Origin of the sequence: Leisingera sp. ANG-Vp (genome assembly GCF_000813725.1) — a bacterium.
Taxonomy (GTDB): Bacteria; Pseudomonadota; Alphaproteobacteria; order Rhodobacterales; family Rhodobacteraceae; genus Leisingera.
Genome location: NZ_JWLD01000052.1, coordinates 19,445 through 44,445, shown reverse-complemented (window position 1 = coordinate 44,445; position 25,001 = coordinate 19,445). Strand labels below are relative to the sequence as shown.

Here is a 25,001-nt window from a genome sequence, read left to right as displayed (position 1 = left end):
GGCAAAAGCCCGCCGGAATGCTAACGTTCCCGTTACATGTTCGGGTAGTTCGGGCCGTCGCCGCCCTGGGGCGTGGTCCAGGTGATGTTCTGGGATGGATCCTTGATGTCGCAGGTCTTGCAGTGGACGCAGTTCTGGAAGTTGACCACGAACTCCGGCTTGCCATCGTTTTCAACCACTTCGTAGACGCCGGCCGGGCAGTAGCGCTGCGCAGGCTCCGCGAACTTGGGCAGGTTGACCTGGATCGGGGTGTCCTGGTTGCCCAGCTGCAGGTGGCAGGGCTGGCTTTCCTCGTGGTTGGTCATTGCGAAGCTGACGTTGGTCAGGCGGTCGAACGACAGCACGCCATCGGGCTTCGGATAATCGATCGGCTTGTGCTTGGAGGCTTCCTCGGTCGATTCGGCGTCGTTCTTGCCGTGGCTCAGGGTGCCGAAGAAGGAGAAGCCCAGCAGGTTGTTGGTCCACATGTCCAAGCCGCCCAGCGCCAGCGAGGCGGTGAGGCCCCATTTGGACCACATCGGCTTGACGTTGCGAACCATCTTCAGGTCCTTGCCGATGGCGCCGTCGCGCACTTCGGTTTCATAAGCAGTCAGCTCGTCGCCGGAACGCTCTGCCTTGATTGCTTCATAGGCGGCCTCAGCCGCGGCCTTGCCCGAGAGCATCGCGTTGTGGTTGCCCTTGATGCGCGGCACGTTGACCATGCCCGCGGAGCAGCCCAGCAGAGCCACGCCGGGTGCGACCAGTTTCGGCATCGACTGATAGCCGCCTTCGGTGATGGCACGGGCGCCATAGGCCACGCGCTTGCCGCCTTTCAGCAGCTCGGCAACCACCGGATGGTGCTTGAAGCGCTGGAATTCCATGTAGGGGAACAGGTGCGGGTTCTTGTAGTTCAGGTGCACCACGAAGCCCACGTAAACCTGGTTGTTGTCCAGGTGGTAGATGAACGACCCGCCGCCCGCATTGGAGCCCAGCGGCCAGCCCATGGTGTGGGTGACGGTGCCTTCCTTGTGCTTGGCCGGGTCGATCTCCCAGATCTCTTTCATGCCGACGCCGTATTTCTGCACGTCCTTGCCGGCCTGCAGGTCATACTTGTTGATGACTTCCTTGGCCAGCGAGCCGCGCACGCCCTCGGAGATAAAGACATATTTGCCGTGCAGCTCCATGCCGGGTTCATAGGCCGGGCCAGGGGTGCCGTCGGCGTTCTTGCCGAATTCGCCAGCAACCACGCCTTTGACTTCGCCGTTGTCGCCGTAGACCAGTTCCGAACACGCCATGCCCGGGAAGATCTCGATGCCCAGTTCCTCGGCCTGCTCTGCCATCCAGCGGCAGACATTGCCCATGGAGACGATGTAGTTGCCGTGGTTGTTCATCAGCGGCGGCATCGGGAAGTTGGGGATGCGGACATGGCCGGCTTCGCCCAGCATCAGGAAGTTGTCTTCCTTCACTTCGACGCTCAGCGGCGCGCCTTTTTCTTTCCAGTCGGGGATCAGAGCGTTCAGGCCGCAGGGGTCCAGCACCGCGCCGGACAGGATGTGCGCGCCCACTTCCGAGCCCTTTTCCAGCACCACGACCTCAAGGTCGCTGTCCAGCTGCTTCAGGCGGATGGCCGCAGACAGACCAGCAGGGCCGGCCCCGACGATCACCACGTCGTATTCCATCGCTTCGCGTTCAATCTCGGCCATTTGCGGCGCTCCTTGGCTTTCTTTTCGCTACAGGCCCCACCGGGCGCAATTTTGTGTCGCGGCTGCTTAGCGTTTGCCAGCCCCGCAGGTCAATCCAAACTCGACGTTAGCCCCCTGTAAAACAGGGTTCTGAGACAAAAAGTGCGTCGGTTTTCGTCACTCAATGTCCATTTTCCGCCTCAGGCCGGTCTCCCATCAGGTATCTGGGCCCCTGCCCCTTCTGTGCCGCGCGGTCTTCGGGGTTGTAAAGTTTGCAATTCGGAAGCGAAAGACAGCCGCAGCCTATGCAGCCGTCCAGATTGTCGCGCAGCTTCACCAGAGTTTCGATTCGCTGATCCAGGTGGGTGCGGAATCCTTCGGAGATTCGCGCCCAGTCCTCTTTGGTTGGTGTCCGTCCTCCGGGCAGGTCCTTAAGGAAGCCGCGGATCTCGGGCAGCGAGAAGCCGAACTGCTGGGCAATCATGATGAAGCTCATACGGCGGATGTCGGCGCGGTGGAACCGCCGCTGGCCGCCTGCGTTGCGCCAGGGCTCCACCAAGCCTTGCGCCTCGTAATAGCGGATGGCCGACACAGCGAGGCCGGTGCGCTCGGCCAGATAGCCGATGGAAATTCCAGCGGATGAGGGCATGCAAATCTCCTGCAAAAAAACTCTTGAGCTCAAGTTAGGTTTAGAAATTACGGTGAGTCGTATCAACAGGTTTATCCGAGCAAAGGAGTATCCGAATGAGCGCGGTTTTAGAGCATGCAAACGTCACCGTGGCAGATCCGAACGCCACAGCGAAATGGATGGAAGAGGTATTCGGCTGGCATGTGCGCTGGGAAGGCGAGGCCAAAAACGGCGGCTACACCGTGCATGTGGGCGGAGAGACCAGCTATCTGGCGCTCTACACGCCCCGCACCCCGGCCGGAAAAGCCCCGGAAAGCTACGGCATCGTCGGCGGTCTGAACCACCTTGCAGTGATCGTCGAGGATCTGGACGCAACCGAAGCTGCGGTGAAGGCGGCTGGTTACACACCGATGAACCACGGCGACTATGAACCGGGGCGCCGGTTCTACTTCCACGATGAAAACGGCATCGAATACGAGGCAGTGCAATATGATTGATATCCTCTGGCAGGCGGCTCTGCCCGCCCTCCCCGCCCGCGGCATCTTTCCGCGCAAACCTGTGGAAAACCCGACCAAATCGCCGCCTTGAGCGGATTTCACGGCGCCCGGGGTTCACGGCCACTTGAAATCGGGCGCCGGATTGGGTCAGGTATTTGTCAACCGGACCGGAGGCCCCGCGGCAGATGCTGCGGGGCTCCGGCTTTCCACATGACAAGAACAATAAGCGACCTGGACCAATCACATGGAAAAGATCCCGATGACCCCGGCCGGCCACGCCGCGCTGGAAGCTGAACTGAAGAACCTGAAATCCGTCGAGCGCCCGACCATCATCCAGGCGATCGCCGAAGCACGTGAGCTGGGCGACCTGTCGGAAAACGCCGAGTACCATTCGGCGCGCGAAAAGCAGTCCTTCATCGAGGGCCGCATCAAGGAGCTGGAAGGCATCCTGTCGCTGGCCGACGTGATCGATCCGGCGAAACTGTCCGGCTCGATCAAATTCGGCGCCAAGGTGACCGTGGTGGACGAGGACACCGACGAGGAGAAGTCCTGGCAGATCGTCGGCGAGCATGAGGCCAACATCGAGGCCGGTCTTCTGAACATCAAATCCCCGATTGCCCGCGCCTTGATCGGCAAGGAAGAAGGCGACAGTGTGGAAGTGCGCACCCCCGGCGGCGAGCGCGGCTACGAGATCCTCAAGATCGTCTATTCCTGATCAGCAAGAAGATACCAGCAAGGCAACGGGCATTTATGACAGGCTCCAATACAGGCTCCAGCAGCACCCCGGGTTCCAAGGCAACGGGCAGCCGCCCGCTGCCCCGCCTTGACGGCCCTGGCGGTAATGGCCTGGGCGGGGCTGAGCTGGTGGCCATCGGCCTAGGGGCCCTGTGGCTGCTGGCAGCGGCGGGGCTGTATCTCTTTGGCCCGGATGACGGCGGCCTGGCGCAATGGGCAGATCTGATCACCGGCGTGCTGGCCCTGGTGCTGCCGTTGGCGATGCTGTGGGTGGCGGCCTCCGCCGCGCGCTCGGCCCGGGTGATGCGGGAGGAAAGCGAGCAACTGCAAGCTGCCATCGACGGGCTGCGCCAGACCTATCTGACCCAGGCGCAGCAGCATGCAGCGGTGGCGGAGCCATCCGTGACCAAGCGGCTGGAGGAAATCGCCGAGGCCACCCGCAAGACCGAAACCGCGCTGGCCACTTTCCACACCAGCCGCCGCGACACGCCCGCGCGCCCGGCAATTCCGGCGGCCGCAGCCGAGATGACCGCCGCCGAGCAGGGTTCGCTGGCGCTTGGCACCCAGGCAGAGGACACAGCTCCGCCGCTGGCAGCAGAGCAGTTTATCCGCGCTTTGAACTTCCCGGAAACCGCCGAGGACCACGAAGGTTTTGCCGCTCTGCGCGCCGCTTTGCAGGACCGCAAGGCCGCGCAGGTGATCCAGGCGGCCCAGGACGTTCTGACGCTCCTCAGCCAGGACGGCATCTATATGGACGATCTGCGCCCCGATATGGCCCGGCCGGAGATCTGGCGCCAGTTCGGCCAGGGCGCCCGCGGCCGCGCGGTGGCGGCACTGGGCGGCGTACGCGACCGCACCTCGCTGGCGCTGACCGCGGCGCGGATGAAGCAGGACCCGATCTTCCGGGACGCTGCGCACCACTTCCTGCGCCGTTTCGATCAGATGTTTGCGGACTTCGAGGCTGAGGCCACGGACAGCGAAATCTCCGCCCTCAGCGACACCCGCACCGCCCGCGCCTTCATGCTCCTGGGCCGGGTTGCAGGAACCTTCGACTGAGGGTGCGGCCCGTTGGGCCGCTGCCTGCGGCGCGGGTATTTCGGACCAGAAAGAAGCAGCAAGCGGAACCGCGCCGGGCGCCAGCACGGCGCTGCGCCCAACGGCGGGCAAGCATCTTTGATGCGCCAGGCCGCGGGCGGGAGCTCTTTGTTTACATGGCGAAACTGCCGTAAGGTATGAAACGCACCGGATCGCCTGGTTTGATATGGGCAGCGCCGTCGCCAAGCTCCACAAGGCCTTCCGCCCAGCTCAGCCCGCTGATGCGGCCGGAGCCTTCGGATTTGAAGACCTCTGCCCTGCCGTCCCGCACCCGCGCGCGCAGGTATTCGCGGCGCCCCGGTTTCTTGCGCTTTTCAAAAGCTGCAGGCACCTCGAAACCTTGCGGCTCCTGCCAGCCTGCGCCCGCCATCAGCCCCATGGCAGGGCGGGCAAAGATCAGCGTGCAGACCAGCGTCGCCACCGGGTTGCCCGGCAGGCCGAAAACCGGGGTGCCCTGCCACATGCCCAGCGCCAGCGGGCGGCCGGGCTTCAGCGCTATGCGCCATTCCTGCATCGCGCCCGCCTCACCCAAAAGCGCCGACATGTGGTCTTCATCCCCTGCCGAGGCGCCGCCAGAGGTCAGGATCACGTCTGTATCTGCAGCCGCCGCATCCAGCCGTGCCCGCAGGGATTCGCGGTCGTCCGCGGCCTTGCCCAGATCCACCGGCACAAAGCCCAACTGGCGGATCAGCGCCAGTAGCATCGGCCGGTTGGCGTCATATATCTGCCCCTTGCCTGCGGGTTCCCCAGCCTCCACCAGTTCGTCGCCGGTCGAGAGCACGCCCACGCGCAGCGGAAGCCGCACAGAAAGTTCTGCCAGCCCCACCGCCGAGGCCAGCGCAAGATCCGCGGGGGTAATGACCCGGCCAGCCGTCAGGATGACCCCGCCAGCAGCCACATCCTCCCCGGCCTCGCGGGTGTTTGCGCCCTGTTTCAGCGGGCCGTTGAAAGCGATCTGGACGCCATCGGTGTTCACATCCTCTTCCAGGATCACCGTGTGCACCCCTTCCGGCAAAGCCGCCCCGGTCAGAACCCGGATGGCGCTGCCTGCGGGCACGCTGCCGGCAAAGGGCACCCCGGCCGCGGCCCGCCCCTCAACCAGCGGCAGCACATGCGCCCCTTCCGCCTTGCCGCCCGCAAACCCGTAGCCGTCCACCGCGGTGTTCGGCAGCGGTGGATTGGAGCGTTTGGCGACCGCATCCTGCGCCAGCACCCGGCCCAGCGCCTCTGCCAGCGGCACGGTCTCCGAGCCCATCACAGGCCCCAGCCGGTCCCGCAGCAGCGCCAGCGCGTCATCCACCGGTGTCCAATCCACGCCCGCAGGCAAAGCAAAGCAGTCATTGCTGAGGGGCGGAGGCGTCAGCCCGCCTTGCGCCAATGCATTCAAGCGGTCTTCAAATCCGGTGCCCAATATCCAAGCCTCCTCTTGCGCTTCGTCAGGAGCTGCAGCCAGCATGTCCGCAAGTTCCTCTGGCTGCAAACGGCTGAGCGCTTGCGACAGCAGCCGCATTTGCACGCGGTCGCGTATTTCATCCGGACCTGCCGCAGCCATGGCGGACTTCACTGCCGGTTCAATCAATCCTGGCCAGACTTCCGCAAACACTATTTGCGCAGCCGCAACCTTTTCGAAAGGCCAGACAGCGGCCTGATGCCGCAGCCGCAGACGCTGCAAAACCGGCAGCCCCATCAGGATCTGGCTGCCAACCGTCGGATTGAAGAACAGCTGAAAACAGGAGGAAGCCGCCTTGGCCGCCAGATCCGCGCGGCGCCGTTCTGTCACGTCTTCATAGCGTATACCGGATTTGCGGTAGGGGATCCCGGGCCAGGCTTTCTCATCCGGCTTACCCCAGAACGGGCCAGGGCCGGCAAACAGGCGGTTCATGGCTGAAGCCACTTCAAACCGGTTGTTGCTGCCGTCCTCAGTGTCTTCAATGCGCTCTTCCAGCCATTGCCAGAGCGCAAAGGGATCGTCCGAGCCAGTCACCCGGCGGGCAAACCCGCGCGGGTAGCCGAAAGGGAAATCAAATACCGCCAGCACCCGGCGCCCCGCCGCCTGCTCGGCTGCCAGGAAACTGCTGATCCAGGCCTCTGCCTCCTGGCGGCTGCGGCAATAGGTTTGCTGTTCGGCACATCCATTCCGCGCCACGCCCAGCCAGATTGCATCCTTGCTGGGCCTTTCAGGCTTGCGCTTGGCAGCGGACCAGTCAGCAGCCAGCACGGTGTCAAAGCGGGTCACAGGCTCAATTCCGCCTCAATGAAATCCGCAATCGCGCTTGTGTCATTGAGGTCAAATACCGGACGGTCCAGATGCAAAGGCACATCGCTGGCGACGGCGCGGATGGAGGGATCCTCCGGCGCGATCAGCGGCTGGCCTGCGGCGGTGCGGTAGGCCTCGATCTTGGGGTGGGGTTCGCGTTTAAATCCTTCGACCAGCACCAGATCGACCGGACGCAGGCGAGAGAGCAGCTCGGTGAAGGAGGGCTCCCCCGCCCCGCGCAGCTCCTGCATGATGGCAACACGGTTCGGAGAAGCCAGAACCACTTCTGAAGCGCCCGCCTGCCGGTGGCGGTAGCTGTCGGTGCCAGGCTGGTCGACATCGGTTGTGTGATGCGCGTGCTTCAGGGTCGAGACGGTCAGCCCGCGGGCGCAGAACTCCGCCACCAGCCGCTCCATCAGCCCGGTCTTGCCGTTGTTCTTCCAGCCGGTGACACCGTAGATTTTCATTTCAGCAGCGCCTCTGCGCGGGCCAGATCATCCGGCGTATTGATGTTGAAGAAGGGGTCAAAGGGATCGGCCTCGAACATCGCTTCGCGCCCGCCGTGCTGATCGGTCCACAAGACCACCTTGCGCAAGCCGTCCTGAAGCGCCGCGCGCAGGTCACCGCGCAGGGCAACAGGCCAGAGGCCAAAGGCCGGGTGCCGGTTGATGCGCTTGCCGCCGCCGGACTTCAGCGCCTCATCGCCGGTGCGCGGCGTGGTGGCCAGCACCAGCGGATGCTCCATGCCTTCCGCGGCGGCGGTCAGCCGGGCGACCAGATCCTGCGGGAAGAAGGGCGTGTCGGCAGCGGCGGTGACGATGGTCTCCGCGCCCTGCTCTGCCGCCCAGTCGAGACCGGCCAGAACGCCGGCCAGCGGACCTGCGAAGCCTTCGATCGAGTCTGCAATCACTGGCAGGCCCAGGTCGGCGAACCGCTCCGGGTCGCCATTGGCATTGAGCGCAAGCCCCGCGACCTGCGGCGACAGCCGGTCCACGACGCGGGACAGCAGGCTTTGGCCGCCGACCTCCAGCCGCCCCTTGTCGCCGCCGCCCATCCGGGTGGCGAGGCCGCCTGCGAGGATTACGCCGAGGGGCTGGGTCATTTGTGAACTCCTTCAAAGACATAGGGGCGGGAAAGAACGGCTGAAAGAGCGAAACACCCCAATAGGAACAGAAAGCCACCCATTCCGAGGAGAAACAAAATGCAGCCGAAAAAACCCGCATAGACTCCAGCGAACACCCATCTGCATTTCTGCACTTTTCTTTGCAGTGCATCGGGAGCACCAGTCATCCCTCTCAAGATCACTCTCCGTGATACCGATCTGTCCACTACAGACACCCCGAGCTCTGCCGCGACCGGTCCCCAAAACCAGAACATGGCCCAAAACGCCAGAATACTCAGAATGAAAAACGGCCCAAGGACCAGAAGTGCCAGGCCCAACAGACTGGGTGCATGTTCGCTCATTCAATGCCCCTGCGCCCGGCGGTACGCCGGGCAGCGCCCGTCCGCCCCCATGGGCGGGCGCTTCGCTTCCGCGCGCGGACCGGCTCTGCCCTTAGGTTCAATGATCCAGTCACGTTCCCGCACTCTTCCTACGGTGTTTCTTTTCCTCCATCGGCGCGTCTTTCGGGTCCATGTCGCGCACCAGCCGCTCCTCGCCGGACAGGCAAATGAACCGCTGGCCGCGCATGCGGCCGATGAGGGTGAGGCCAACCTCGCGGGCGATCTCGACGCCCCAGGCGGTGAAGCCTGAGCGGGACGCCAGCACCGGGATGCCCATCATCGCGGTCTTGATCACCATTTCCGAGGTCAGCCGGCCGGTGGTGTAGAGGATCTTGTCCGCGGCCTCTGCCTGCTCCGACAGCATCCAGCCGGCGATCTTGTCCACCGCGTTGTGGCGGCCGACGTCCTCCATATAGACCAGCGGGCGGTCCTGCTGGCACAGCACGGTACCGTGGATGGCGCCGGCCTCAAGATAGAGCGAGGGCGTGCGGTTGATCTTGTGGGCCAGCGCATAAAGCCAGGAGGTTTTTACTTCCACCTCGGGCAGGCGCACATCCTCCAGCCCCTCCATCATGTCGCCAAAGACGGTGCCGACGGCACAGCCAGAGGTGCGGGTCTTTTTCTTCAGCTTCTCTTCGTGGCTGGTTTCCACCGCGGTGCGCACCACCACGGTTTCCAGGTCCTCGTCATAGTCGACGCGGGTCACTTCATCCTCGTCCCGCAGCATGCCCTGGTTGCGCAGGAAGCCAAGCGCCAGATATTTCGGGTAGTCGCCGATGGTCATCGCGGTGACAATTTCCTGGCTGTTCAGGAAGATGGTCAGGGGGCGCTCCTCGACCACCGCGATCTCGCTGGCCTCACCGTTCTGGTCAACGCCAGTGACGGCGCGGGTGAGGCGCGGGTCGGAAACGCCTGGGGCGATCAGATATTCCGCCCCGTCACTTTTGCTGACATCCGTTCGGGCCAATTGCAAACCTCCAGTTTCAGGCGTAGGCCGGTTCAAACGCAATCTAGGGTGCCCGCATGGCAATCACCACCACCAAATCGGCCTTTTGGAAGGGCTTCCGCGACAGCGCGCCGTTCATTTTCATGGCCTCGCCCTTCGGCTTCCTGTTCGGGGTGCTGGCGGCCGAAGCCGGGCTGATCGTGCCCGAAGCCTTTGCCTTCTCGCTGGCGGTCTTTGCCGGCGCCGCGCAATTCACCGCGCTGCAGCTGATGCAGGAGAATGCACCGCTGATCATCATCCTGATCTCGGCGCTGGCGGTGAACCTGCGGATGGCGATGTATTCCGCCTCTCTGACACCTTACCTGGGTGATGCGCCGATGTGGCAGCGGGCGATTGCCGCCTATTTCATGGTCGACCAGTCTTATGCGCTGTCGATTGTGCAGTTCGAGAATGAGCCCAGGATGCCGGTGGCGCACCGGATGGCCTATTTCTTTGGCACCAATGGCATCGTGGCGCCAGCCTGGGTGATTGCCACCGCGCTTGGCGCGCTGGTCGGCACCCGCATCCCCGATAGCTGGGGGGTGGATTTTGTGCTGCCCTTGGCGTTTCTGGCAATGATTGGCCCGATGCTGCGCACGCCTGCCCATATCGCGGCCTGCTTTGTCGCGGTGGCGACGTCGCTGCCCGCGTCGATGCTGCCCTATAACCTCGGGCTGATCGTGGCAGGCATTGCCGGCATGATGGCCGGCGCCCAGGCCGAGCTGTGGCTGGAACGGCAAAGGGCCAAAACGGAGGCAGCAAAATGAGCAGCATCCCAACTCCGATCCTCTGGACCGTGATTCTGGGCCTTGCCCTTGGCAGCTATGCCCTGCGCTTTGCCTTCATCGGCTTCATGGGCGGCAAGCCCATCGCGCCTTGGCTGATGCGGCATCTGCGCTATACGGCTGTGGCAATCATCCCGGCGCTGGTGGCGCCGCTGGTTGTCTGGCCTGCGCCCACCGAAGGAAGCCCCAGCCTGATCCACTTTGCCGCCGCCGCGGCAACCTTTGCTGTCGGCTATCTCACCAGGAACGTGCTCTACGGCCTCTCCGCGGGCGGTGTTTCACTGCTGCTTTTGTACCTCGCGGCCTGAGCGCTCGCGGCCGGGTCAAGGGACGCGCAGCGTCCGCGCTGCAAGCGCGGCTTGCCCTTGAGGCGGCAGGGAGTGCGGTACAATCGGCAACGGCCTTGAGGGCAGACCTGCCCCTCAAGGCCTTCTCAGCAAATCACTTGGCCATGCGCAGCATGGCCGGCGCCGGGCAGCCCCCTGCCCGGCGCCACCGGTCTGTTTCAAACAGGAATTACTCTTCGGCAGCGCTCAGGGCCGCATCGCTGCGGACCAGCCCGTCCTGCAGGTCGGCGCTGTCGTTCTCGTAGTATTTGTCGGTTACTACGCCCGGCAGCCGGCCGAACTGCTCTGCCAGCTTTTCCGGGTAGAAAGTGCGGTCGAGGCTCTCAAACCCCGGGACCTGCTGCAGGATGCCGATGGTGGCCTGGGCGCAGAAAGCACCGGGCACCCGGCCGTTGGCCACTGCCAGCTGATAGGCTTTCTGAGCCTGTTCCGGCGTCACCTCAACCGTTTGCACCACGACATGGAAGGTGCTGCGGGCATGGGCGCCGCGATAAGCTTTTTCGACTGCCGGGGTAATGCCGTGCAGCACGTCATCCCGCTCCGGCACCACCTTGGCGTAAAACGAGCCTGCCGGGTCAAAGATCACCCGCTCCGAGGCGTTGATCATCAGCGACGCATGGCCGCCCCGCCCGGTGCGGTTGTTGATCATGGTGTAAAGGGTGAGCGTCGCCGGGCCGGGATAGCGGTAGGCCACGCGTTCCAGCGTTTCAGCATCCGCATTGGGCTGCTGAGGCGCTGCGCAACCCGCCAGGGCAAGCATCACCGCACCAAGGCACAGCAGGTTGCGCATCATTCTCTATCCCGGAAAATCAGGCAGCGGATCAGGTTGCGAAAACAGCCAGAAAGATCGCAAACAGGAACAGAGCAATGCAGGACCGGGTGATGAAGGTCAGAAAACCTGCATAGACCTTTTCCTGAACGGCGGTGTCCATGGTTCCGTGCTGATGTTCAGCCATGTGCGTGTTCCCTCGAATTCACGTGCATTTTTCCGGTGATTACCGGATTTGCCCTGCACTGTCACCACGTCAATAAAGCGCATAAGGGTAAAAATTGCCTGCTGGCCCGGCCTTTCCCGGCCGGAGAAGCAAGTTTCGCGGCCCGGGCGCCGAATCGCCCCGGCGTCACTCCTGCTCCAGGTCCGAAGCCAGGCGGAAGCCGATGCGGCTGGCCGGCTCTTCCTGCCGTGCTTTGGGAACGGCCCGCAGCATCACGCTCAGCTGGCTGACATGCTGCACCAGCTGGGTCTTGGAGCCGTTGCCCTCGCTGCCATAGAAGGTGAGAATATCGGGGTCATAATACCCCATGCCCTCGATCCGCAGCACCCCGGCGTCGCCGCCGGTGAAGCCCATCGCCACTTCGTGCTCGCCATCGAGCTGCTGCTCGAAGTTCTGGATATAGAGGATCAGCCGCTCATAGGCCCAGCGCGCCGGGCTTTTGGCAGAGTCCTGCTGCTGCAGCTTTTCCGGTACTTTGGTGAGGCCGGCGCAGGCCTCAGGGTCGGCGTGGACCTCGTGCACGCAAGGCAGAATTGCCGCTTCTGCCGCCTCGGCGCTGGTTGAAATCTCGTTGTCCATGCTTCCCCCCAATCTTGTCTTCCGGCCGGGGTGCATTACCCCTTGCGCTGATAAAGCCAGGCACCGTCTTCGCGCTTCCAGCGGTCGACCTGGCCAGTATGGTACAGATGATTTACATGGGCCACCGCTTCGACCAGTGCAAGCCCGTACTCCCCTTCCCCGATTGTGCGCTTGAAAAGAGGCGCAAAGCAATCCGCCGCGGTTTTCGGCACGGAAAGGTGATCCATCAGCCGTTCCAGAGCGCCATGATGGTTGCCGATCAGCTGCTGCATCCGCAGCGGCAAGCGGGAGAACGGCAGCTTGTGCCCGCCCAGGGCCAGATGATCAGGGCGCGCCAGTCTCGACAGGCGCTCGCAGGCCTCCAGCCATTCACCCAAGGGATCGGCCATCGGCTCGGTCGCATAGACGCCAATGTTGGGACTGATGGTCGACAGGATCTGATCGCCGGTGATCACCAGGTTGTCGTCCCGGCTCCAGAAGGTCGCGTGCTCCGGCGCGTGGCCATTGCCGATGTGCACGTCCCAATCGCGCCCGCCCATACGGATCACGCCGCCCTGCTTGATCCGGGTAAAACCAAGCGGCATCGGATAGACGGTATCGGCAAAGTTGAAGGGCCGGTCCGCGGCGCGCTTTTCATAGAACGCCTTGTCCATGCCGGCGCTGCGGTAATAAGCCAGCGTTTCCCCGGGCCAGGTTTCCTGCACATCCAGCGTCAGCATCCGGGCAAACAGCCAGGCGGTGCGGGTGGTGACCAGCTCGGCGCCATGTTCGGACTGGAACCAGCCCGCCAGACCGATGTGATCCGGGTGATGGTGGGTTCCGACAACCCGGGTGACGGGCTTGCCCTTCAAAGGCCCTGCCATCAGGCTTTCCCAGATCGCCCGGCTCTTGCGGGTGTTGAAGCCGGTGTCGATCACCGTCCAGCCGTCGCCGTCATCCAGTGCGTAGATGTTCACATGATCGAGCTTCATCGGCAGCGGCTGGCGCATCCAGAGGACGCCCTCGGCCACTTCGATTGCCTCGCCCTGCGCAGGCGGCTCTTCCCAAGGGGTGCGCAAGGATACGTCAGGAACGCTGGTCATGGTTCAGCCCGCCAGTTCGTCGAGGCTCAGGGCAAAGGTGCCAGCGGCGCCCGCCTGGGCGTGGGCCAGCAGCGCTGCATGCTCCGGCAGCATCCGGGTGATGTAGAAGCGCGCAAGCTTTTCGCGCGGACCGCCCAAATCGGCCATGGCTGCGGCCAGATGATAGTGGCCGCCCAGCACCCGGGCAAAGGCGCGCAAGTAAGGCACCGAGCCGGCAAAACGGTCCTGCAGGTCCTCCTGCGCCACCAGCCATTCGGTCGCCTCGCGCAGGGATTCGCAGGCCTGCCAGACGGATTCGGCCATATTGGGATGGGTGGCACGGGCGCGCTCGGCCTGCTCCTCGATCTCGTCGATCAGAGCAAAGGCCATGTCGCCGCCGTCCATCATCTTGCGGGCCACCAGATCCATCGACTGGATGCCGTTGGTGCCCTCGTAGATGGCGGTGACGCGCACGTCGCGACAGTACTGCGCGGCGCCGGATTCCTCGATGAACCCCATGCCGCCATGCACCTGCACCCCGGTTTCCGAGACCCGGATACCGGTGTCGGTGCCAAAGGCCTTGGCAATCGGCGTCAGGAAAGCCGCGCGGGCCGCCCACTCGGCCTCCCCCGTGGCGGTCTGCATGTCGATGGCCCGGGCGCAGGACAAGAGGATCGCACGGGAGGCAAAAATATCCGCCTTCATCTCCATCAGCATCCGGCGCACGTCTGCGTGGTCGGCGATGAAGCCGCTGGCGGTGCGGCCTTGCTTGCGCTCCAGCGCATAGGCCAGCGCGTGCTGATAAGCGCCCTCGGCAACACCGACGCCCTCGCCGCCGACGCCGAGGCGGGCGTTGTTCATCATGGTGAACATCGCCGCCATGCCGCCGTGCTCCGGTCCGACCAGCCAGCCGGTGGCGCCGTCAAACTGCATCACGCATGTGGGAGAGCCGTGCAGGCCCATTTTGTGCTCCAGGCTCACGACCTTCAGATCATTCGTTTTGCCCGGGTTTCCGTCCGCATCCGGTAGGTATTTCGGCACCAGGAACAGCGAGATCCCCTTGGTGCCCGGCACCCCGTCCGGCAGCCGCGCCAGCACCAGGTGGCAGACATTGCCGCAGAAATCATTGTCGCCCCAGGAGATGAAGATCTTCTGCCCCGAAACCGCATAGGTGCCATCGCCATTGGGCACCGCCTTGGAGCTCAGCGCACCCACATCCGAGCCTGCCTGCGGCTCGGTCAGGTTCATGGTTCCGGACCACTCGCCCGAAATCAGTTTCGGCAGGTAAAGCGCCTTGAGTGCATCCGAGGCATGATGCTCCAGCGCTTCGATCTGGCCCTGGCTCAGCAGCGGCGCCAATTGCAGCGACAGGCAGGCGCCGGCCATCATCTCGTAGACTGCGGTGGCAACAGTCTGCGGCAGACCCATGCCGCCATGTTCTTCCGACGCGCTGATGCCAACCCAGCCGCCTTCGGAAATGGCCTGGTAGCCCTCGGCAAATCCGGGTGAGGTCCGCAGCACACCGTTCTCCAGATGCGCCGGATGCAGGTCGCCATTGCGCTGCAGCGGGGCCATCACCTCATCGCACAGCTTGCCCGCCTCATTGAGGATCGCGCTGACCATGTCGGTTGAGGCCTCGGCAAACCGCTCCGTCTCCGGGATGGCATCATAGCCAACCACATGGTTCAGCAGAAATTCATACTCGGAAACGGGGGCACGGAAGGTCATGGGCGTCCTCTGGCGGTCTTTAAGGGGCGTCCTGGCGCGGGCAGTCTTGGCTTCCCGGCACGGGCCTATTATGGTCAGTGGCTTGACCGATTACCTAATCGGACGCCTATTGCAATCAACCAAAACGCCGCGTCACCCGGAATGCCCCAGCAGAGCACTGAAATTCTTGCCGCAACGGAAGCGGGGATTGCCCGTGCCGCCCGGCTTTTGCAGGAGGGCAAGCTGGTCTCCTTCCCGACCGAGACGGTCTATGGCCTGGGTGCCGATGCCCGCCAGGGCGAGGCGGTTGCTGCGATCTATGAGGCCAAGGGGCGGCCTTCTTTCAACCCGCTGATTGCGCATGTGCATTCGGCGGAAGCAGCACAGCGCTACGTTCAATGGAACGAAACGGCAGAGCTTCTGGCGCAAGCTTTCTGGCCCGGCCCGATGACCCTGGTGCTGCCGCTGCGCGACGGCCACGGGATATCACCGCTGGTGACAGCTGGCCTGCAGACGCTGGGCGTCCGGGTGCCTGCGCATCCGGCCGGTCAAGCTCTGCTGCAGGCGTTGGACGGGCCGGTTGCCGCACCTTCCGCCAACCCTTCCGGCAAGATCAGCCCCACCACGGCAGCGCATGTGCAGGCAGGCCTTGATGGCCGCATCGCGGCCATTCTTGACGATGGAGGCTGCGGTGTCGGCCTGGAGTCGACCATCATCGGCCTGGCAGGGCCCGAGCCGATGATGCTGCGCCCGGGCGGGCTGGCGGCAGAAGAGGTGGAAGCCGTTCTTGGCCGCAAGCTCGCCGTGCGCGATGTGCACGACCCGCTGACTGCGCCCGGCCAATTGCTGTCGCATTATGCGCCGGGCGCGCCGGTGCGGCTGAATGCGGTGTCTGCAGCGGCCGGTGAACTGTACCTCGGCTTCGGCCCCGGCAGCTGCGACCTGAACCTCTCGGAAGACGGCGACCTGACCGAGGCCGCGGCCAATCTGTTCGGCCACCTGCACCGTCTGGATGCAACCGGCCGCCCCATTGCCGTGGCCCCGGTTCCAGAGCACGGGCTGGGCGAAGCCATCAACGACCGCCTCCGCCGCGCCGCCGCACCGCGGGATTAAGCCGCCTGCATCTGCAACCGCAGCCCTCCCGCCCCTTTTTTTTTCAACCATCGAAGATGGCTTTCAAAGCGTTGGGCGTGGCGCCGCGCAAGCGCGGCGCGGGCCCGCAACCACTGGATTGTTTAAGAAATCCCGCCGCCGGCCGCAAACGCGCTGGCTTCTTTCTGGTTGCAAATACTCCCGCCGGAGGCGCGCCGCGCTTGCGCGGCGCCACGCCCAACCTTTTTCCGGTCATCTTTGATGATGGGAACAAAGGGCGGGAGCCCCAGCCCCGGCGCTGCTTCAAATGGACAAACCGCTCACGCGTGGCCCGCGCTGGCCGAGAGGGTCAGCGGATCAACCCCCAGCGTGTTCAGCGCCGCGCCCCATTTACTGTCATCGGCCAAGCCGAACACCAGATCAGGGCTGGCATCCGCCGTCAGCCAGCCATTCATCGCAATCTCAGATTCCAGCTGCCCCGGCCCCCAGCCGGCATAGCCCAAGAGCACCAGCAGATCCTCCGGTCCCTGGCCTTGGGCGATATCCTCCAGAATGTCCAGCGTCGCGGTCATCGAGAACCCGCCCGGCACCTTCAGCGAACTCACATCCGATTCGTAATCCGGCGTGTGCAGCACAAAGCCGCGCTGGGTCTCCACAGGTCCGCCAAAGCGCACCGGCAGGGCCGCCGCCGCGCTGCCTTCGCCGCCCATGTCCAGCTGCTCCAGCAGGTCGCCCAGCACCACCCCGTCGGCAGGCTTGTTGACGATCAGCCCCATCGCGCCTTCTTCCCCGTGCGAGCACAGGAAAACCACCGAATGCTCAAACCTGGGGTCGCCAATTCCGGGCATTGCAATCAAGAGCTTGCCAGTCAGATCCATGTAATTCCGTCTTTCTGCTGCCTCCCCCCACCATGACGCCCCGCCGGGCCGCACGCAAGGGGCGCAAAAGGCGCGGGTGGTAAAGCCTTCGGCAAAATTGCCGCAAACTCAGGATGATGAGCGGCGGTTTCCCGGACAATGACCGGAACGTGACTTGGCAAACCCGGTTTTGCGGCGCATGTATCAAGGCATGAAACAGAGGCTGAATACCGCAGCGGCAGCAGCCGCAGTCTTGCTTGCTGGCGCCGCAGGCTCGCCCGCGCTTTCCGGCGCCGTGGATGGCGAGATTGCGCAGATCCAAGTGCTGGACGGCGGCATGACCAAGCGCGGCACCTACCTGGGGGCGCTGAAGGTCACGCTGCAGCCCGGCTGGAAGACCTATTGGCGCGCTCCCGGCGATGCCGGCATCCCGCCGAGCTTTTCCTGGCGCGGCGCGCGCAATGTCGGTGAACTGTCGATCACCTGGCCATCGCCGGAAGTTTTCCTGACCTCCGGCTACCGGACCATCGGCTATCACGATCAGCTGGTGCTGCCGGTGGAGATCACGCCCGAGACACCCGGCAAGCCGGTACGCCTCAAAGGCCGGATGCAGCTTGGGGTTTGCAAGGATGTTTGCGTGCCGGCTGAACTCAGCTTCGACCATCAGCTGGACAGCAGCGCGGGCCGCAATCCGGCCATTGCCGCAGCACTTGCCAGCCGCCCCTGGTCGGCCAGGGAGGCCGGCGTGCGCAAGGCGTCCTGCAGCCTGCGGCCCACCGAATACGGCATGAAAGTCACCGCCCGCATCTCTATGCCCTCAGCCGGCGGCGAGGAAGTGGCAGTGATCGAGCCCGGCACTCCCAACCTCTTTGCCGGCGAAACCGCCACCCGCCGGGAGGGCGGCCTCCTGGTGGCCGAAACCGAGTTTCTGCCTGCGGACAGCAATGCCTATGCCATTGACCGTTCGCAGCTGCGGATCACGGTGCTGGGCAAGAACCATGCCGTCGACATCCAGGGCTGCAGCGCCGGATGAGCGTGCCGGACACTCCGCTGCGCCCGATGCTGGGCACCATCGCCGTGGTCTGCCGCCATCACGGAGGCCAGGACCAGGTGATCCTGGTGCAGCGCGGCAAGGAGCCCAACGCGGGCTGGTGGGGTTTTCCCGGCGGCCATGTGGAAATGGGTGAAACCGCTCTGGAAGCTGCTGCGCGCGAGCTGCTGGAAGAAACCGGTGTCACCGCCAGGCCGCTGGAATACCTCACCAATGTAGATGTGATTTCGCGCGACGGCGCGGGTTCGGTGAAACGCCAGTACCTGCTGACAGTGGTCCTATGCGAACACATCAGCGGCGAGCCTGTGCCGGATGATGACGCCGAACAGGCCGAATGGATTCCGGTCGCAGAGATTGAGACCCGCGGCCTGCAGCTGCTGGATCAGGTTGCGGAAGTCGCGCGGCAGGCTCAGGCCCGCTGGCGGGCGCTGAACCGGTAGGCCACACCGCCGGCCAGATAGGCCAGCAGTGCGAGAACCAAAGCCCCCGCGATACAGGCCAGCAGGCCTGCCCGGACCGGCTCCATCGCCGTCAGCGCCGGCAGCATCCTCAGCAGCGGATGCAGCGCGCCGGTGGCCATCGCCCAGCCCAGCGTCAGCACCAGCCAGCCAAGCTGCGCCAGCGCAGTGCCCACCACCAGCCAGCGTAAGCGCCCGGCGCCCCGCCGCAGCGCCCGGCGCAGCGAGGTCATCGGCCGCGACAGGTCCCGCTGCATCGCCACCAGCGCAGGCACCACCAGCAGCACCAGGAACATGCCGAAGCCCAGGCCATAGACCAGGGTGATCACCGTGGGCTTGAGGAACTGCGCCTGCTGCGAGCGTTCAAACAGCAAGGGCGCCAGCCCCAGCACCGTGGTCATAGTGGTCAGCATCACTGGCCGCAGCCTGTCCGCCGCTGCATCGATGATCGAGGGGACCAGGCCGCGGTCCTTGGCATACTGGTCGATGGTCGTCACCAGCACGATGGAATCGTTGATGATAATCCCGGTCATGCCCAAGAGGCCGACCACGGTGAACATCGAAAGCGGCACCTCCCACATGTAATGGCCCCAGATGGTGCCGACCAGGCCGAAGGGAATGATCGCCATCACCACCAGCGGCCGGGTCCAGCTGGCAAAGATCCAGGACAGAACCAGGTAGATGCCGGTCAGGCAGAGGATCAGCCCGGTGCCCGCTTCCTGCAGGAAGGTCTGCTCCTGCTCGGCCAGTCCGGCCAGGCGCCATTCCACCTGCCGTTCGCTGGCGATCTTCGGAAGGATCTCGGTTTCCAACGCCTGCATGACGGCTTCGGCGCGGGCCGGATCGTCTTCGGAGACATCGCCGGTCACGCTGATCACCCGGATGCCGTTTTCGCGCCGCACCGTGGAAAAGCCGGTGCGCTGGGTCACCGAGACGATATCGCCCAGCGGCACATAGATGCCGCTGGGTGCCCGCATCAGTGTCCGTTCCAGGAAGTCCGCAGTCAGCTCTCCTTCGGGCAGCTCCACCCGGATTGTGGCGCTGCGCGGGCCGTCCGGATAGGTCGCGGCCTCAATCCCGTTCAACCGCGCCCTGAGTGCCTGGCCCAGGCTGCCGATGGTGAAGTTCAGCGCCTGCCCCTGCGGCGTGAGGTCCAGGATCACTTCTTCCTTGTCGTAGGCCAGATTGTCTTCGACTGCCGACACTTCCGGGAACCGCAGCAGCGCGGTTTTCAGATCCTCCGAGGCGCCTTTCAGCGTCAGCACTCCGGCGCCGAAGAACTGCACATCCAGCCCGCCGTTATCCGGACCGGTGTGCCAGCGGCGGAAGGAGAGCGTTTCGACCATCGGATGGCGCGCCACCCGTTCCTGCAGTTCGGCGACAAAGGCAAAGCTGGAATACGGGCGCAGGTCGGCGTCGATCAATTCGATGGAGATACCGCCCAGAAGATCCCTGTCCTTGGCGGCCACCCCGGACAATCCGCGGCCCGCGTTGCCGCCGACCTCGGCCATGACAAAGTCCAGCGGGTTGCGGCCGTACCGCTCTTCGTATTCCGCGCCCAGCGCCTCGGTGGCGCGCTGCATTTCCTTCATCATTGCCAGCGTGTCGGCGCGGGTAGCGCCTTCGGCCATGGCAAAGTTGCCGGTGACCGAGCCGCGCTCAGGCGCGTTGAAGAAACGCCATTTGACGTCGCCGCCGATGAACAGGGCGGCCTGGCTCGCCAGGATCGCCAGCGCACCGGCCAGCACCGCATAGCGGGCGGTGACAATGAGCCCCATCAAGGGGCGGAAGGCGTGGTCGCGCAGCCAGCGGAAGCCGCGGTTCACCATCCGGTTCGGCCAGTCGTACCAATGCCGCGCCTGCGCATGGGTCAGCGCATGGGCCAGGTGGTTGGGCAGGATCAGGAAACATTCGGCCAGCGAGGCCGCCAGCACCGCAATCACGGTAAAGGGAATGTCGCGGATCAAAGTGCCGAACCAGCCGCCCACCAGAGTAAGGCCGAAGAAGGCGATGATTGTTGTCAGCGTGGCCGCAAAAACCGGCATCGCCATGCGCCGGGCTGCGTTCTCAGCGGCCTGCACCGGGCTTTCCCCCAGCCGCCGGACCCGGAAGTCGGCATGCTCACCCACAACAATGGCGTCATCCACCACGATGCCCAGCGTGATGATCAGGCCAAAGAGGCTGATCATATTGATGGTGATGCCAGCGGCATACATCAGCGCCACCGCCGCAAACATCGCCGCCGGGATGCCCATCGCCACCCAGAAGGCAATCCGGGTATTGAGGAACAGGAACAGGAGGCATAGCACCAGGCCCAGCCCCATCAGCCCGTTGTCGACCAGGATATCCAGCCGGTCGGTGATGCGCTCGGCGCGGGTGCGGATCAGCTGTGCCGTCACCCCCTGCGGCAGGCTGGCCTGCATCTCATCGACCACATCCTGCACCTGCCCCTGCAGGCGGATGGCGTTGCCCAGGTCCGAACGGTCCACCCGGATCGACATGGCGGGCTTGTCGCCCACAAAATACGAGCGGTTGCGGTCAACCCCTTCGACCCGCACCGTGGCCACATCGGCGATGGTCAGCACCGAGCCGTCGGCATTGGTGCGCAGGACAATGGCTTCCAGCTCATCCGGTTTGCGCTTCTCGCTTCCGGTGCGGACACGGGCGTTGGCGCCGCTTACGTCACCGGCCGGATCTGCGTCCGCCTCGGCAGCGATGGCGTCGGCAATTTCGCGCATGGTGATGTCATGGGTGATCAGGCTGGCGGTCGGCACCTCGACGATGGTTTCCGGCGCCGCAACGCCGCGGATGGTGGTTCGGGTGACCCCCGCCTCAAACAGGCGGGTTACCAGCTCATCGGCAAACAGGCCCAGCTGCGCCGCCCCGACCGGACCGGTAATCACTACATCCGTCACCCGGTCCCGCCAGGCACCGCGGCGCACTTCCGGCTCCTCCGCCTCCTCCGGCAGTGTGGTGATGCCATCAACAGCGGCCTGCACGTCATCGGTGGCCTGGCTCATGTCGGAGCCGGGCTCAAACTCCAGGGTCAGGGTTGCCACCCCTTCGCGGGAGCTGGAGGAGGTCTCCTCCACTCCGTCCACCGCCAGCAGCGCGGGCTCCAGCACCTGCACGATGGCGCTGTCCACGTCCTCAGGGCCTGCGCCTTCCCATTCGACAGTGACGGTGACACGTTCGACAATCACGTCCGGGAAGAACTGCGCCCGCATGTTGGGCATCGCTGCCGCGCCCAGCACCAGCATGATGACCAGCAGCAGGTTCGCCGCGGTGCGGTGGCGGGTGAAGTAACTGAACAGCCCGCGGGCGGATTGCGGCAGGTCGCGGACCATGGGGATCAGCCTCCCATCCGGGATTCGATCCGGGTCACCAGCTGCGAGGGCACCTTGGCCTCAGCCAGCTGCGCCAGCATCTTTTCCTTCATTTCCGAAGGCATCCGGCTGTTGCTCTCGACAAAGGCCACCAGCTTGGCGCGGCGTTCATCGCTCAGTTCGATCAGCTCCGGCAGTGCCTGCACTTCGGCGCCCTGGCGCAGCGGGCGCACCTTGATGCCGGCCCCCAGCAGCGGGGTGCGCCCGGTGACAACCTCGCGGCCTTCCAGCCCGGCACCGCGGATCAGCACGTCATCGCCCTGGCGGCGCACCAGTTCCACTGCAAGAGCCTCCAGCCGGTCCTCTGCGCCCAGCACCAGAACCGACCCATCCGCGCCCAGCGCCGAGGCCGGAACCCGGGCCACAGCAGCCACCTCCGGCTCGGTTACCTTGACCGTGACAAAATCCCCTGGCTCAAATCCCGGCGCTGTTTCCAGCCGCGCATAGACCAGCCGGCCCGTCTGCCCGTCCCCGGCAGCGCCGCTGGCGCGGGATATCTGCCCCGCGGCGCTGAGCCCGGCACCTGCAGCATCCAGTGTTGCGCGCACCGGCGCCCGCAGCAGCCGGCCCTCAGCGTCCAGCAGCCGGGCGTATTGCGCGGTCGAAACCCGGAAAGCCACCTCCAGCAGCTTGGGGTCCACCAGATCCGCCAGCTTTTCGTTGGCCGAAACCAGCCGCCCCTGCACCAAAGTCACCGCCTGCAGGGTGCCGTTGAAACCCGCTGTGATCGTGGTGTCGTCCAGATCCCGGCGCGCTTCGTCCAAGGCAATCTGCGCGCGCGCCACCCGGGTGGCTGCCTGATCTGCACGCGCCTCGGCCTGGCTGACCGCCTGGCGGCGCGAGATCACCGTCTGGCGCCCCTGCACCGCCGCAAGCTCCGCCGTTTCAACTGCGGCTGCGGTACCGACGCCGCGGTCCAGCAGATCCACCTGCCGCTGGAACGCGCGTTCACGCAGCTGCGCCTGGTCCTGGGTGGCCTGCAATTCATCCTGCGCCAGAATCAGTGCCCGGCCGGCATCGCGCTCTTCAGCGCGGGCATCCATCATATCGGCCTCAGCCCGGTCCAGTGCCGCCTGCGCATCTGCGGGATCGATCTGCACCAGCACTTCGCCGGCCTGCACCCTGCCGCCTTCCTCAAAATCTTCCGACAGCTGCACCACCCGGCCGCCGACAGCTGTGCGCAGCTCCAAAGCGCGGCGGCTTTCGACCCGGCCAAAGGCAGTGAGTTCCGGCGCAACAGTCTGCAGATCCGCCACGACAACATTGACGGCAAAGACGCGTTCGCGCACCGGCGGCGCCTTGCGTTCCGCGTTCAGCTGCGCGTCAATAGCGTTGAAAATCATCTGCCCGGCAAACAGCAGCAGACCCGCCGTAACCGCCGCCAGGAAAAGCCCTGTCATACTCTGACGCAAAAAGCGCATGTCTCTCCCTTCCGGTGGCGGGTGCTGCCGGGACCGCCGATGGCCTGCCCAAGCGCAAATGCTCAGACGGCACAATTACTTGCCCGCTTGGAAATATACGATTTTCCGAGCGGGTTTTCGAGGTTGCACGCCGCAGACGGTTACTTCCGTCGCAGATGTTCCTCCAATCTGGGCATGATTTCCACGAAATTGCAGGGGCGGTGGCGGTAATCAAGCTGTTTTGACAGGATTTCATCCCAGCCGTCCTTGCAGGCGCCTGGGCTGCCGGGCAGCGCAAACAGGTAGGTGCCGCCCGCAACCCCGCCGGTTGCCCGCGACTGCACCGCGCTGGTGCCGATCTTCTGCATCGATACCAGTGTGAAGACGGTCCCGAAGGCCTCGATCTCCTTTTCATAGACGTCGCGGTGCGCTTCCACCGTCACGTCGCGCCCTGTCAGCCCGGTGCCGCCGGTGGAAATTACTGCGTCCACCTTGGGATCGGCGATCCAGGCCCGCAGCTGCGCCGCAATCTCTGCCCGCTCATCCGGGATGATTTTGCGGTCGGCCAGAGTGTGGCCCGCATCCCGCAGCCGGTCGACCAGCACCTGGCCAGAGCGGTCGTCCTCCATCTTGCGGGTATCCGAGACCGTCAGCACGGCAATGCGGACAGGGATGAATTCCATGCTTTCGTCGATCCGGGACATTTAGGCTCTCTCCATGACTGCCAGCCGCACGGCCAGCCCTGCAAAAATTCCGGCCGAGACCCGGCCCAGCCAGCGTGCAAACACTGGCGAGCCCGTAAGCCGCTGCCCGGCCTGGCCCGCAAAGATGCCCACCAGACCGTTAATGAAAAAACCGCCTACGGCCAGGATCAGCCCGAAGATCAGGAACTGGGCCAGCACCGGCCCGGCTTCCGGCTTCACAAACTGCGGCACGAAGGCGAGCACAAACAGGATCACCTTGGGGTTGGCAAGGTTGACCAAAAGCCCGCTGCGGAAGGCGCTGGCGCCGCGCCGTTCAGGCAGCTCATCCGAAGCCAGCCCCCCGCGCAGAGCGCCCCAGGCGAGGTAGAGCAGATAGGCCACGCCAATCCAGCGGATCACATCAAACAGCGCAGGCATGGCCGAAACCACCGCACCCAGTCCCAATCCTGCAAGCGCCACATGCACCATGCTGCCGACCGAGATCCCGGCACTGGCTGCCACTGCTGCACCGCGCCCGGAACGCAGCCCCTGGCCCAGGCAGAACATCATGTCCGCTCCCGGGGTCAGGTTCAGCGCCAGCGCCGCCGGGATGAACGCCAGCAGAGTTACCGCGTCGATCATGGGTTCACCTCAAACCAGTTCACCGCGGGGCCAAGATTGGCCACCTGCGTTTTTCCTAAGCTGCCGCGAAAGCCCCAGCAATCATGCACATGGCCGCAGAGCAGGAGCTGCGGCTGGATCCGCTCCGTCGCTGCCAGGACCGCAGTGGACCCCACCGGGATCCCGCCCGAAGTCACATCGCCGAAGCCCTTTGGCGGCGAATGGGAAATCAGGATGTCCGCATGACCGCAAGCCGCCAGCATTCCTTCAGCCTGCGCCTCGCTCAGATCGCAGGACCAGCTGCCAAAGGGGGTTTGCGGCACGCCATAGCCGAGACCGAAGAGGCGCACGCCTTCGAATTCGCACTCGTCCCCATGCAAAACAGTCGTGTTAGAAAATTCCGCAGCTCTCAGTTCCTCTGCACTTTCGCCATTGCCAGGCACCGCCACCATCGGCGCCTTCAGACCCGCCAGCATCGCCGCCGCCCGGTCCAGGCCGCGCCGCATATTGCAGAAATCACCCGCACCGATCACCAAATCAGCCTCTGCGCTGGCCGCGACGATCTCTGCCGCGTGTGCACTGGAAAGATGCAGGTCGGAAAAGGCGAGGATCTTCACG

Annotated in this window: 26 protein-coding genes; 8 read left to right on the top strand and 18 right to left on the bottom strand. The window is 64.6% G+C overall.

From position 1 onward, the window contains the following. Positions 1–32: 32 nt before the first annotated feature. Both RA20_RS17230 and soxR read right to left on the bottom strand, forming a co-directional pair. Positions 33–1,682: an electron transfer flavoprotein-ubiquinone oxidoreductase gene (locus tag RA20_RS17230; protein ID WP_039131499.1), complete on the bottom strand. Its 1,650-nt coding sequence runs from the start codon at positions 1,680–1,682 to the stop codon at positions 33–35. 160 nt (positions 1,683–1,842) lie between these two features. After that, positions 1,843–2,310, bottom strand: coding sequence for a redox-sensitive transcriptional activator SoxR (gene soxR, locus RA20_RS17225; RefSeq protein WP_039131494.1), 468 nt, complete (start codon positions 2,308–2,310; stop codon positions 1,843–1,845). A gap of 95 nt (positions 2,311–2,405) precedes the next feature. On the opposite strand from soxR, the gene RA20_RS17220 reads away from it, so the two are divergent. From RA20_RS17220 to RA20_RS17210, 3 genes are all read left to right on the top strand, one after another. Next, positions 2,406–2,786: a VOC family protein gene (locus RA20_RS17220; protein WP_039131492.1), complete on the top strand. Its 381-nt coding sequence runs from the start codon at positions 2,406–2,408 to the stop codon at positions 2,784–2,786. Positions 2,787–3,030: 244 nt separating this feature from the next. Continuing rightward, positions 3,031–3,501: a transcription elongation factor GreA gene (gene greA / locus RA20_RS17215; RefSeq protein WP_039131491.1), complete on the top strand. Its 471-nt coding sequence runs from the start codon at positions 3,031–3,033 to the stop codon at positions 3,499–3,501. A gap of 35 nt (positions 3,502–3,536) precedes the next feature. Beyond that, entirely contained in the window at positions 3,537–4,577 is a 1,041-nt protein-coding gene (locus RA20_RS17210; protein WP_039131489.1) for a hypothetical protein, read from the top strand. A gap of 151 nt (positions 4,578–4,728) precedes the next feature. Here the strand turns inward: RA20_RS17210 and RA20_RS17205 are convergent, their stop codons facing one another. The 5 genes from RA20_RS17205 to fdhD all read right to left on the bottom strand — a co-directional run bounded on the left by RA20_RS17205 (position 4,729) and on the right by fdhD (position 9,343). Beyond that, positions 4,729–6,852 carry a molybdopterin-binding protein gene (locus tag RA20_RS17205; protein WP_039131487.1) on the bottom strand — a complete coding sequence of 708 codons (2,124 nt, stop codon included), beginning with the start codon at positions 6,850–6,852 and terminating at the stop codon, positions 4,729–4,731. After that, positions 6,849–7,340 carry a molybdopterin-guanine dinucleotide biosynthesis protein B gene (gene mobB, locus RA20_RS17200; RefSeq protein ID WP_039131484.1) on the bottom strand — a complete coding sequence of 164 codons (492 nt, stop codon included), beginning with the start codon at positions 7,338–7,340 and terminating at the stop codon, positions 6,849–6,851. Before mobB ends, RA20_RS17205 begins: the two co-directional genes overlap by 4 nt. Further along, the gene (gene mobA, locus RA20_RS17195; RefSeq protein ID WP_039131480.1) at positions 7,337–7,975 is read right to left on the bottom strand and encodes a molybdenum cofactor guanylyltransferase MobA; all 639 of its coding nucleotides are present in this window, start codon (positions 7,973–7,975) and stop codon (positions 7,337–7,339) included. Before mobA ends, mobB begins: the two co-directional genes overlap by 4 nt. Continuing rightward, positions 7,972–8,337, bottom strand: a complete 366-nt coding sequence (locus RA20_RS17190; protein ID WP_039131478.1) for a hypothetical protein — start codon at positions 8,335–8,337, stop codon at positions 7,972–7,974. The genes mobA and RA20_RS17190 overlap by 4 nt, the downstream gene beginning before the upstream one ends. 109 nt (positions 8,338–8,446) lie before the next feature. After that, positions 8,447–9,343 (bottom strand): formate dehydrogenase accessory sulfurtransferase FdhD, encoded by an 897-nt coding sequence (gene fdhD / locus RA20_RS17185; RefSeq protein ID WP_039131475.1) that lies wholly within the window; start codon positions 9,341–9,343, stop codon positions 8,447–8,449. 56 nt (positions 9,344–9,399) lie between these two features. Here fdhD and RA20_RS17180 point away from each other — a divergent pair, with 56 nt between their 5' ends. Continuing rightward, positions 9,400–10,128, top strand: coding sequence for an AzlC family ABC transporter permease (locus RA20_RS17180; RefSeq protein ID WP_039131472.1), 729 nt, complete (start codon positions 9,400–9,402; stop codon positions 10,126–10,128). Next, positions 10,125–10,454 (top strand): AzlD domain-containing protein, encoded by a 330-nt coding sequence (locus RA20_RS17175; protein ID WP_039131468.1) that lies wholly within the window; start codon positions 10,125–10,127, stop codon positions 10,452–10,454. Before RA20_RS17180 ends, RA20_RS17175 begins: the two co-directional genes overlap by 4 nt. A 208-nt stretch (positions 10,455–10,662) precedes the next feature. Here the strand turns inward: RA20_RS17175 and RA20_RS17170 are convergent, their stop codons facing one another. From RA20_RS17170 to RA20_RS17150, 5 genes are all read right to left on the bottom strand, one after another. Next, positions 10,663–11,283: a hypothetical protein gene (locus RA20_RS17170; protein ID WP_039131542.1), complete on the bottom strand. Its 621-nt coding sequence runs from the start codon at positions 11,281–11,283 to the stop codon at positions 10,663–10,665. Positions 11,284–11,314: 31 nt separating this feature from the next. Next, positions 11,315–11,449 carry an aa3-type cytochrome c oxidase subunit IV gene (locus tag RA20_RS17165; protein ID WP_039131465.1) on the bottom strand — a complete coding sequence of 45 codons (135 nt, stop codon included), beginning with the start codon at positions 11,447–11,449 and terminating at the stop codon, positions 11,315–11,317. 165 nt (positions 11,450–11,614) lie between these two features. After that, positions 11,615–12,067 carry a DUF6173 family protein gene (locus tag RA20_RS17160; RefSeq protein ID WP_039131463.1) on the bottom strand — a complete coding sequence of 151 codons (453 nt, stop codon included), beginning with the start codon at positions 12,065–12,067 and terminating at the stop codon, positions 11,615–11,617. A gap of 35 nt (positions 12,068–12,102) precedes the next feature. Further along, positions 12,103–13,149, bottom strand: a complete 1,047-nt coding sequence (locus RA20_RS17155; RefSeq protein WP_039131461.1) for an MBL fold metallo-hydrolase — start codon at positions 13,147–13,149, stop codon at positions 12,103–12,105. 3 nt (positions 13,150–13,152) lie between these two features. Then, entirely contained in the window at positions 13,153–14,856 is a 1,704-nt protein-coding gene (locus tag RA20_RS17150; protein WP_039131458.1) for an acyl-CoA dehydrogenase, read from the bottom strand. 141 nt (positions 14,857–14,997) lie between these two features. Between RA20_RS17150 and RA20_RS17145 the strand changes: the two genes are divergently transcribed. Further along, positions 14,998–15,948, top strand: a complete 951-nt coding sequence (locus RA20_RS17145) for an L-threonylcarbamoyladenylate synthase (protein ID WP_039131456.1) — start codon at positions 14,998–15,000, stop codon at positions 15,946–15,948. A gap of 299 nt (positions 15,949–16,247) precedes the next feature. On the opposite strand, the gene RA20_RS17140 is transcribed toward RA20_RS17145, so the two are convergent. Further along, a complete protein-coding gene (locus RA20_RS17140) occupies positions 16,248–16,805 on the bottom strand; it encodes a YqgE/AlgH family protein (protein WP_039131453.1) in 558 nt (185 codons plus the stop codon). A 190-nt stretch (positions 16,806–16,995) separates the two neighbouring features. On the opposite strand from RA20_RS17140, the gene RA20_RS17135 reads away from it, so the two are divergent. Further along, positions 16,996–17,817 carry a protein-disulfide reductase DsbD domain-containing protein gene (locus RA20_RS17135; RefSeq protein WP_039131540.1) on the top strand — a complete coding sequence of 274 codons (822 nt, stop codon included), beginning with the start codon at positions 16,996–16,998 and terminating at the stop codon, positions 17,815–17,817. Beyond that, the gene (locus RA20_RS17130) at positions 17,814–18,275 is read left to right on the top strand and encodes an NUDIX hydrolase (protein ID WP_039131451.1); all 462 of its coding nucleotides are present in this window, start codon (positions 17,814–17,816) and stop codon (positions 18,273–18,275) included. Before RA20_RS17135 ends, RA20_RS17130 begins: the two co-directional genes overlap by 4 nt. On the opposite strand, the gene RA20_RS17125 is transcribed toward RA20_RS17130, so the two are convergent. The 5 genes from RA20_RS17125 to RA20_RS17105 all read right to left on the bottom strand — a co-directional run bounded on the left by RA20_RS17125 (position 18,245) and on the right by RA20_RS17105 (position 25,000). Continuing rightward, positions 18,245–21,640, bottom strand: coding sequence for an efflux RND transporter permease subunit (locus RA20_RS17125; RefSeq protein ID WP_039131449.1), 3,396 nt, complete (start codon positions 21,638–21,640; stop codon positions 18,245–18,247). The two genes, RA20_RS17130 and RA20_RS17125, sit on opposite strands and share 31 nt — an antisense overlap. Before the next feature lie 5 nt (positions 21,641–21,645). Continuing rightward, positions 21,646–23,100 carry an efflux RND transporter periplasmic adaptor subunit gene (locus RA20_RS17120; protein ID WP_039131447.1) on the bottom strand — a complete coding sequence of 485 codons (1,455 nt, stop codon included), beginning with the start codon at positions 23,098–23,100 and terminating at the stop codon, positions 21,646–21,648. Positions 23,101–23,240: 140 nt separating this feature from the next. Further along, positions 23,241–23,783 (bottom strand): molybdenum cofactor biosynthesis protein B, encoded by a 543-nt coding sequence (gene moaB, locus RA20_RS17115; RefSeq protein WP_039131444.1) that lies wholly within the window; start codon positions 23,781–23,783, stop codon positions 23,241–23,243. Next, entirely contained in the window at positions 23,784–24,404 is a 621-nt protein-coding gene (locus RA20_RS17110; RefSeq protein ID WP_039131442.1) for a LysE family translocator, read from the bottom strand. It lies immediately after the preceding gene. After that, positions 24,401–25,000 (bottom strand): metallophosphoesterase family protein, encoded by a 600-nt coding sequence (locus RA20_RS17105; protein WP_039131438.1) that lies wholly within the window; start codon positions 24,998–25,000, stop codon positions 24,401–24,403. The genes RA20_RS17110 and RA20_RS17105 overlap by 4 nt, the downstream gene beginning before the upstream one ends. Between the last annotated feature and the right edge of the window lies 1 nt (position 25,001).

Bases quoted from the DNA above. Each gene is read 5' to 3' on its own strand.
- RA20_RS17140 (WP_039131453.1), bottom strand. From the start codon at position 16,805: ATGGATCTGACTGGCAAGCTCTTGATTGCAATGCCCGGAATTGGCGAC.
- RA20_RS17150 (WP_039131458.1), bottom strand. From the start codon at position 14,856: ATGACCTTCCGTGCCCCCGTTTCCGAGTATGAATTTCTGCTGAACCAT.
- RA20_RS17155 (WP_039131461.1), bottom strand. From the start codon at position 13,149: ATGACCAGCGTTCCTGACGTATCCTTGCGCACCCCTTGGGAAGAGCCG.
- RA20_RS17230 (WP_039131499.1), bottom strand. From the start codon at position 1,682: ATGGCCGAGATTGAACGCGAAGCGATGGAATACGACGTGGTGATCGTC.
- RA20_RS17125 (WP_039131449.1), bottom strand. From the start codon at position 21,640: ATGGTCCGCGACCTGCCGCAATCCGCCCGCGGGCTGTTCAGTTACTTC.
- mobA (WP_039131480.1), bottom strand. From the start codon at position 7,975: ATGACCCAGCCCCTCGGCGTAATCCTCGCAGGCGGCCTCGCCACCCGG.
- RA20_RS17190 (WP_039131478.1), bottom strand. From the start codon at position 8,337: ATGAGCGAACATGCACCCAGTCTGTTGGGCCTGGCACTTCTGGTCCTT.
- mobB (WP_039131484.1), bottom strand. From the start codon at position 7,340: ATGAAAATCTACGGTGTCACCGGCTGGAAGAACAACGGCAAGACCGGG.
- RA20_RS17160 (WP_039131463.1), bottom strand. From the start codon at position 12,067: ATGGACAACGAGATTTCAACCAGCGCCGAGGCGGCAGAAGCGGCAATT.
- RA20_RS17145 (WP_039131456.1), top strand. From the start codon at position 14,998: ATGCCCCAGCAGAGCACTGAAATTCTTGCCGCAACGGAAGCGGGGATT.
- RA20_RS17170 (WP_039131542.1), bottom strand. From the start codon at position 11,283: ATGCGCAACCTGCTGTGCCTTGGTGCGGTGATGCTTGCCCTGGCGGGT.
- greA (WP_039131491.1), top strand. From the start codon at position 3,031: ATGGAAAAGATCCCGATGACCCCGGCCGGCCACGCCGCGCTGGAAGCT.
- RA20_RS17220 (WP_039131492.1), top strand. From the start codon at position 2,406: ATGAGCGCGGTTTTAGAGCATGCAAACGTCACCGTGGCAGATCCGAAC.
- soxR (WP_039131494.1), bottom strand. From the start codon at position 2,310: ATGCCCTCATCCGCTGGAATTTCCATCGGCTATCTGGCCGAGCGCACC.
- moaB (WP_039131444.1), bottom strand. From the start codon at position 23,783: ATGTCCCGGATCGACGAAAGCATGGAATTCATCCCTGTCCGCATTGCC.
- RA20_RS17180 (WP_039131472.1), top strand. From the start codon at position 9,400: ATGGCAATCACCACCACCAAATCGGCCTTTTGGAAGGGCTTCCGCGAC.
- RA20_RS17165 (WP_039131465.1), bottom strand. From the start codon at position 11,449: ATGGCTGAACATCAGCACGGAACCATGGACACCGCCGTTCAGGAAAAG.
- RA20_RS17110 (WP_039131442.1), bottom strand. From the start codon at position 24,404: ATGATCGACGCGGTAACTCTGCTGGCGTTCATCCCGGCGGCGCTGGCG.
- RA20_RS17135 (WP_039131540.1), top strand. From the start codon at position 16,996: ATGAAACAGAGGCTGAATACCGCAGCGGCAGCAGCCGCAGTCTTGCTT.
- RA20_RS17120 (WP_039131447.1), bottom strand. From the start codon at position 23,100: ATGCGCTTTTTGCGTCAGAGTATGACAGGGCTTTTCCTGGCGGCGGTT.
- RA20_RS17210 (WP_039131489.1), top strand. From the start codon at position 3,537: ATGACAGGCTCCAATACAGGCTCCAGCAGCACCCCGGGTTCCAAGGCA.
- RA20_RS17130 (WP_039131451.1), top strand. From the start codon at position 17,814: ATGAGCGTGCCGGACACTCCGCTGCGCCCGATGCTGGGCACCATCGCC.
- RA20_RS17175 (WP_039131468.1), top strand. From the start codon at position 10,125: ATGAGCAGCATCCCAACTCCGATCCTCTGGACCGTGATTCTGGGCCTT.